This is a genomic window from Cyanobium sp. BA20m-14 (assembly GCF_024346295.1).
This window is the reverse complement of sequence record NZ_JAGQCR010000177.1, coordinates 1-6,745: the sequence shown is the minus strand read 5'-3', so window position 1 is coordinate 6,745 and position 6,745 is coordinate 1. Positions and strand designations below refer to the sequence as shown.

The following is a 6,745-nucleotide window of genomic DNA, read 5'->3' as shown; positions in this document are numbered from 1 at the left end:
AGGCGGGGGTGGAGAGCCTCGATGCGGAGGCGCTGCTGGCCACACTGGCTGGGCGAAGTGTTGCTGGCGCCGCCCTCAGCCCAGATGCTGGGCCACCAGCTCCCTGAGGGAGCCCTGGGGACGGGGACCGAGCTGGGTCACCACCTGACCGGCACAGAGGGAGCCCAGGCGGCCGCAGGCGGCGATCTCCTGACCCTGGGTATAGGCGTGCAGGAAGCCGGCGGCGTAGAGGTCGCCGGCACCGGTGGTGTCCACCAGGGGGCCAAGGCGGTAGGGCTCCACCTGGTGGGTGCCGGATCCATTCAGGATCAGGGAACCCTGCTCGCTGCGGGTGAGGGCTGCCACCTTGCAGCGGCCCCGCACCTGGTCGGCGGCCTCTTCAAAGCTGTTGGCCTTGTAGAGGGCCGTGATCTCCATCTCGTTGGCAAACAGGATGTCGACGTGGCCATCGACCAGCTCCTGGAAGCTGTCGCGGTGCCGCTCGACGCAGAAGGCATCGGAGAGGCTCAGGGCCACCTCCCCGCCATGGGCGCGGGCCATTTCGGCCGCGGCGATGAAGGCCGCCTTGGCTTCGTCGCTGTCCCACAGGTAGCCCTCGAGATAGAGGAGTTTTGCCTGGGCCACCATCTCCAGATCGAGGTCGGCCGGATCCAGGCCCACCGATGCCCCCAGGTAGGTGCACATGGTGCGCTGGGCATCGGGGGTCACCAGGATCAGGCAGCGGGCGGTGGAGGGGCCCTCCGTGGCGGCCGGGGTCTCGAAACGGGCTCCCACCGAGCGGATGTCGTGGGCAAAGATGCCGCCGAGCTGGTCGTCGCGCACCCGGCCGATGAAGCCGGCCCTGCCGCCCAGCTGGGCCACCCCCGCCAGGGTGTTGGCGGCTGAACCGCCGGAGGTCTCCAGGCCAGGCCCCACGCTGGCGTAGAGGCGCTCCGCCTGATGTTCATCGACCAGGGCCATCGTGCCCTTGGTCAGGTCATGGTCCTCAAGGAACCGGTCATCGGCCTGAACCAGTACATCCACGATGGCGTTGCCGATGCCGACAACGTCGAAGCACTTTTCCATTTCAGTTACTCAGCAGGGCGCGTTTGGGGCCGTGGATTGGATCCTCTACCACGATGGTCTGGTCCCGGCTGGCCCCCAGGGAGACGATGGCGATGGGCACCTCCATCAGGTCGGCCAGGAAGCGCAGATAACTCATCGCCGTAGGGGGCAGCTCATCGAGGCTGCGGCAGTGGGCTGTGGAGGTTTGCCAGCCGGGCAGGGTTTCGAAAATGGGCTTGCAGCGGGCGAAATCCTCCGAGCTGCTGGGGAAGTAATCAATCCGCTCGCCGTCGAGGGCATAGGCGACACACACCTGGATCTCATCGAGTTCATCCAGTACGTCGAGCTTGGTGATCGCCAGGCAGTCGAGACCATTTACCTCAACTGCGTAGCGCCCGATCACACCGTCAAACCAGCCGCAGCGGCGCCGTCGCCCCGTGGTGGTGCCGAACTCGCAGCCGCGGTCGCAGAGGTGGTCGTTGAGGCTGCCGTCGAGCTCGGTGGGGAAGGGGCCTTCGCCCACCCGGGTGGTGTAGGCCTTGGCCACGCCGATCACCCGGTCGATCAGGGTGGGGCCGACGCCTGCGCCGATACAGGCCCCTCCGCTCACCGGATTGGAGGAGGTGACATAGGGATAGGTGCCGTGGTCCAGGTCCAGCAGGGTGCCCTGGGCTCCCTCAAACAGGATGTTCTGGCGGGCGCGGGCAGCCTGGTGGATGGTGCGGGTGCAGTCGACCACGTGGGGGGCCAGACGCTCGCCATAGCCGACGTACTCGGCCACCATGGCCTCGAAGTCAAGCGGTTCGAGCCCGTAGAGCTTCTGCAGGATTTCGTTCTTCTCCGCCAGCGGGCCAGCCAGCCGCTGGCGCAGGCGGGCCCCATCGAGGATGTCAAGAATGCGGATGCCGTTGCGTTCTGATTTGTCGGCGTAGGTGGGGCCGATGCCCCGGCCGGTGGTGCCGATGCGGCGGTCGCCACGGCGCTCTTCCATCGCCAGATCCAGCAGGCGGTGGTAGGGCATGGTGACGTGGGCCGTCGAGGCCAGTTTCAGCCCCGACACATCGATGCCATGGCCGGCAAGCATGTCGAGCTCACCGAGCATCACCTTGGGGTCCACCACCGTGCCCGAGCCGATCAGGCAGATGGTGTCGGGGTAGAGGATGCCCGAGGGAATCAGGTGCAGCTTGAGCACGATGCCGTCTACGACGATCGTGTGGCCGGCATTGACACCGCCCTGGTAACGCACCACCACATCGGCGGAGCGGCTCAGCAGATCGGTGATCTTGCCCTTGCCCTCGTCGCCCCACTGCGCTCCGATGACGACGACGTTGGCCAAGGACACGGCGGCCGCTGGCCGCTGTTGAGCACAAAGATAGAGCCTCTCAGATCAAGGGACCGTTCGTCAAAGATGCCGGTCCCTGGAGGGCAGCTCAGGCGCCTCGAGCAACAGAGATTTCCGCCTTGTTCAATTCCTTGGTGAGCCGCTCCTTGAGGGCATCGGGCAAGGGGCGATTCGGGTAGTTGGTGTAGTGGCCGGCCAGGGAGTTGATGGCTGTCTGCATGGTGGTGAAAGAGGCCAGCCCATTGACATTGCCGCGGGGCCGGTAGCGGGCCACGTAGCCGCTGCTCAGGCTGCGGGCCTGGTTTTCGGCCTCGCCCCTGGCGGGATCGTCTGCCGCCAGCGCGATGGTGGCCAGAAGACTGTCGGCCACTGCGACGGTGTCCTCCACGTAGTTGCCTGTGATGCCGGTGCTGGCAGTGCTGCAGGCCGTGAGCCCCAGGCTCAGGCAGAGCACCAGCAGAATCGCCAGGCGGGAAATCAGCAGCCTCAACCGCTGGCGGAAGGGGGAGAACACACCGGCCATGGGATTGATTCGGGTGATCTGATCCTAGAAGCCACCCCAGGCGCCGAACCCTCAGGGGGCCAGCCCCTGCCTGCCGCGCTCCAGGCTGGGCAGGAGGGTTTCCAGCAGGGCGGTGGCCGCCAGTTCCTGCTGGTGGCCGCTGCAGCGCTCCACCAGCTCCACCAGGCCCGCCGCCGCGGCTCGGCCAACCACAACGCGCCAGGGGATACCGATCAGATCCGCGTCCTTGAACTTCACCCCGGCCCGTTCGTCGCGGTCGTCCAGCAACACCTCGACGCCGCTGGCCTGAAGTTGGCTGTAAAGCAGTTCCCCCAGCTCCCGTTGGCTGGCTTCGGCCCCATTGGCCACCACCACGATCACCTCATAGGGAGCGATCGATGGGGGCCAGCAGATGCCCTTCCCGTCGTGGAGCTGTTCCACGGCTGCCTGGGCCAGTCGGGAGACGCCGATGCCGTAGCAGCCCATCCACAGGGCCTCCTCGGCTCCTGAGCCGTTGGTGAAGCGGGCGCCTAGGGCTTCGGAGTACTTGCGGCCCAGTTGGAAGATGTGACCCACCTCGATGCCCCGGCTGGCTTCCAGGCGCTGGCTGGGGTCGTGCTGGCAGCGGTCGCCCGGCTGGGCGGCCCGGAGGTCCAGGCCCTCCGGGGAGGGACACAGGGATCCCCAGGCGGCACCTACTAGGTGGGTATCGATCCGGTTGGCCCCGCACACAAAGGCCTCCAACCCAGTGGCACTGCTGTCGGCGAGCCGCAGGAATGTCCTTGCCCAGGTGCGGGCCCCATCCAGCAGGCCATCCTCGAGCTGGGGACCCAGGTAGCCGAAGGGAATCGGGCCGAGCCCCTCCTTGCTGGAGGCCTCGGCGCTGAGGGGGGCGATCTCCAGCAGGGCGCCATGGGCGGCTGAGCAGCGTGCCGACACCGCATTGGCCAGTTTCACATCGTTGAGTTGCTGATCTCCCCTCAGGCTCACCAGCAGGGGCTGCTGGTGGCCGTCCTCGAAGCGGGCCAGCAGCAGCAGCACCTTCAGGATTTGGCTGGAATCGAAGCCATGGGCCTTGCACAGGCCGTCGATGCTGCTTTGCCCAGGGGTGGCCAGGGCCTCGCCCAGGCCGGCGGCCCTGGTCCCTTGCGGCAGGGCAACGGCTTCTGCCGCAAGGGAGATGGCCCGTTCCTGATTGGCGGCATAGCGCCCATCGCCGCTGGCCAGGATCAGGTCTTCGCCCGCCTCGGCGGTGACCATGAATTCCTGGCTGGCGGAGCCACCGATCGCCCCGCTGTCCGCTTCCACGGCCACGGTCCGCAGGCCGCAGCGGGCAAAGATGCGGCGGTAGGCCCGATCCATCTCCGCATAGCTCTGCCGCAGGCACTCCTCATCAGCATGGAAGGAGTAGGAATCTTTCATGATGAATTCCCGCCCCCGCATGAGCCCGAAGCGAGGACGGATTTCATCGCGGAACTTGGTTTGAATCTGATACAGATTCACTGGTAACTGTCGGTAGGACCGCAACAAGTCCCCAGCCAGCTCAGTCACGACCTCCTCATGGGTGGGTCCCAGCCCCAGGGATCGGCCCTGGCGGTCTTGGAGGTGAAACATGATCCCCTCGCCTGCGGTGTAGCCCGCCCAGCGGCCACTGCGCTGCCAGAGCTCCGCAGGATGCAGCTGGGGCAGCAGGGTTTCCAGCGCCCCGGTCGCGTCCATCTCCTCACGCACAACCTTTGAAACCTTCTGCAGCACGCGCCACATCAGGGGCAGGTAGGCGTAGAGCCCTGGACCCATGCGACGGATGTAACCGGCCCGCAGCAACAACTTGTGCGAGGGGATCTCGGCTTCCGCCGGGTCATCGCGCAACGTCACCAGCATCAGGCGGGAGACGCGCATGGCCAGGTGGTTCGGGGGAGGGCGGAACCTATCACCAGCCCTCGCCCAGCCACACAATTGCCTGGGTGGCCACCGGGGGAGGGGGTCCCTGAAACCCCTGCTAGGTTCCCAACCGTCTCGGTCTGCGCCCTAGAGGTCCCATGCCTTCCCACGCCAGAGCTGAAGCTGGAGCCGAAAGCGGAGCTGCTACCAATGGGGCAGCCGCCTTTACGGGTTCTGCTCCGGGTTCTGTTAAGGGTTCTGATCCCAGCAGGTTCGGCTCCGATCCAGCTGGGCCGACCGATCGGGAAGCGGCCCCCTTCTCTGCCCCAGAGGTGAGCGAGGGCCTGATTGGCATCGATGAGGTGCAGAAGGCCCTGAACCGTTCCCGGGCATCGGTATACCGCTATACCAATACCGATCCCCGCAACCTCAACCCACCCTTCAATCCGCGCAAGCTCAATCCTGAGTACAGGACCGATCAGAAAGATCCCCTGATGTTTCACACCAACGAGGTGGCCCGCTTTGCCCGCGACGTGTTGCGGATCAAAGAGGTGACCGTTGAGGTGCTGAACTCCCCCTCCACGGCCACCCAGCAGTTACTGGGAGCCATCCTTGAGGAGCTGCGGACCATCCGCTCACGTCTTGACCATCTCGACCATCTCGATGGACGCACTGCTGTTGACCTCAGTGCCCGCCGCGACCAGCTGGACCATGGCGCCCGCCCGGCTGCCTGAGCCGTCAGGGGGCAAGGGGATTTTTGGCAGTTGCTCGCAAAAGGTGTAAGAATTGGAGTTAGTTATTAACGATTAGGGATTGGGCTATGGAGCCCGCTCCTACCCCATGGATGTTGTTCCCCGAGAATCCCAGGCCGGCGATCAAGAATTTACCGATCGCCAATCGATTGATTCAGAATCAATAGCCGATCAGCCTGAGGATCCTTACAGTCCAGGCCAGCAGGCCCTTCTCCCCCTTCTGCTCGGCGCCTTGATTGCCCTGGTTACCGCGGTAGTCCCCCTTGCCACCGTTGTGGGTGGACGGTCAGCGACCCTATTGGTGCCAATGGATTCAGCCTTGACCCAGGTTCCCGATCCCTGAGTCCTTGACTTTGGCAACCCCACTGAATCGTCGCCTTCAGGGGGTTCGTTGCAGCAGAAAGCCCTCATAGCCGAGGGCCTGAAAAATCTTGGCCGGATCACTGAAGCCGGCGGCATTGACAAGGGAGTTGAGTCGGGCTTCGCCAATGGGGTGGAGCCCCTGGGTAAGGGGTTCGAGCACCTCCGGATCGGCCTCGAGTCCGCTGGCCCGCTGGAAGCCGAGCCAGGCCTCTCCCACCTGACTCTGCAGGGCGGATCGCTCCGGCGCCATCAGGTCAACCAGCACCAGTTGGCCGCCGGGCTCCAGGCTGCGGGCCAGGGCGGCAAGGAAGGCCAGTTTCGCCCCGTCATCGGGCAGCGACTGCAGCACCAGCACCGAGAGCGCTCCGGCAAAGCAGCCATCCGCCTGGAGATCCTCCACGCTGCTCTGACGCCAGCTGATGCCCTCCGCGCCCAGCCGCTGGCGGGCCGCGGCAAGCATCTCAGCGGAGGGGTCAATGGCCGTCAGCCGCCAGTCGGGCCGCTGGGCCCGGGCCTCAACCAGCTCGGCCCCTGTGCCGCATCCCGCGACCAGCACCGCAGCCCCCTGGCGGCCAGCCAGGGGGGAGGCTGCCAGCAGGGCCACCGCCAGTCGGGCCAGGCTGGCGTAGCCAGGAATCAGCTGCTGCACGATCAGGTCGTAGCCGATGGGAGCTGACACGGCTTGAAGTCGGGGGATCTAATGCTAGGCAGGGGGACGGGCGTGGCTTAAGTTGGGCGGCGCCCATTCCCCCAGCCCGACCGTGCCCACCATCCGTTTTGAACAGGAAGGCCAGCAGGTCGGTTGCATCGAGGGAGCAAACCTTCGCAAGGCTGCCCTGGATGCGGGCATCAACCCCTACA

Annotated in this window: 6 protein-coding genes and 1 pseudogene; 2 read left to right on the top strand and 5 right to left on the bottom strand. The window is 65.8% G+C overall.

Annotation, left to right across the window (positions count from 1 at the left end):
• Positions 1 to 75: 75 nt before the first annotated feature.
• The 4 genes from KBZ07_RS14280 to KBZ07_RS14265 all read right to left on the bottom strand — a co-directional run bounded on the left by KBZ07_RS14280 (position 76) and on the right by KBZ07_RS14265 (position 4,787).
• Positions 76 to 1,065: an adenosine kinase gene (locus KBZ07_RS14280; protein WP_254932232.1), complete on the bottom strand. Its 990-nt coding sequence runs from the start codon at positions 1,063 to 1,065 to the stop codon at positions 76 to 78.
• A gap of 1 nt (position 1,066) precedes the next feature.
• Positions 1,067 to 2,386 (bottom strand): adenylosuccinate synthase, encoded by a 1,320-nt coding sequence (locus KBZ07_RS14275; protein WP_254932231.1) that lies wholly within the window; start codon positions 2,384 to 2,386, stop codon positions 1,067 to 1,069.
• Between the two features lie 88 nt (positions 2,387 to 2,474).
• Positions 2,475 to 2,909 (bottom strand): photosystem II protein Psb27, encoded by a 435-nt coding sequence (psb27, locus tag KBZ07_RS14270; protein WP_254932230.1) that lies wholly within the window; start codon positions 2,907 to 2,909, stop codon positions 2,475 to 2,477.
• A 51-nt stretch (positions 2,910 to 2,960) separates the two neighbouring features.
• Positions 2,961 to 4,787 (bottom strand): proline--tRNA ligase, encoded by a 1,827-nt coding sequence (locus tag KBZ07_RS14265; RefSeq protein WP_254932229.1) that lies wholly within the window; start codon positions 4,785 to 4,787, stop codon positions 2,961 to 2,963.
• A gap of 140 nt (positions 4,788 to 4,927) precedes the next feature.
• On the opposite strand from KBZ07_RS14265, the gene KBZ07_RS14260 reads away from it, so the two are divergent.
• Complete coding sequence (locus KBZ07_RS14260) at positions 4,928 to 5,503, top strand: hypothetical protein (protein WP_315860175.1); 576 nt, start codon at positions 4,928 to 4,930, stop codon at positions 5,501 to 5,503.
• Between the two features lie 397 nt (positions 5,504 to 5,900).
• Here KBZ07_RS14260 and KBZ07_RS14255 read toward each other — a convergent pair whose 3' ends face one another.
• Positions 5,901 to 6,563 carry a class I SAM-dependent methyltransferase gene (locus tag KBZ07_RS14255; RefSeq protein WP_254932228.1) on the bottom strand — a complete coding sequence of 221 codons (663 nt, stop codon included), beginning with the start codon at positions 6,561 to 6,563 and terminating at the stop codon, positions 5,901 to 5,903.
• Between the two features lie 82 nt (positions 6,564 to 6,645).
• On the opposite strand from KBZ07_RS14255, the pseudogene KBZ07_RS14250 reads away from it, so the two are divergent.
• A pseudogene (locus KBZ07_RS14250) lies at positions 6,646 to 6,745 on the top strand ((2Fe-2S)-binding protein); the annotation flags it as partial.

Coding starts and splice junctions, on each gene's coding strand:
- KBZ07_RS14280 (WP_254932232.1), bottom strand. CDS start 1,065: ATGGAAAAGTGCTTCGACGTTGTCGGCATCGGCAACGCCATCGTGGAT.
- KBZ07_RS14260 (WP_315860175.1), top strand. CDS start 4,928: ATGCCTTCCCACGCCAGAGCTGAAGCTGGAGCCGAAAGCGGAGCTGCT.
- psb27 (WP_254932230.1), bottom strand. CDS start 2,909: ATGGCCGGTGTGTTCTCCCCCTTCCGCCAGCGGTTGAGGCTGCTGATT.
- KBZ07_RS14265 (WP_254932229.1), bottom strand. CDS start 4,787: ATGCGCGTCTCCCGCCTGATGCTGGTGACGTTGCGCGATGACCCGGCG.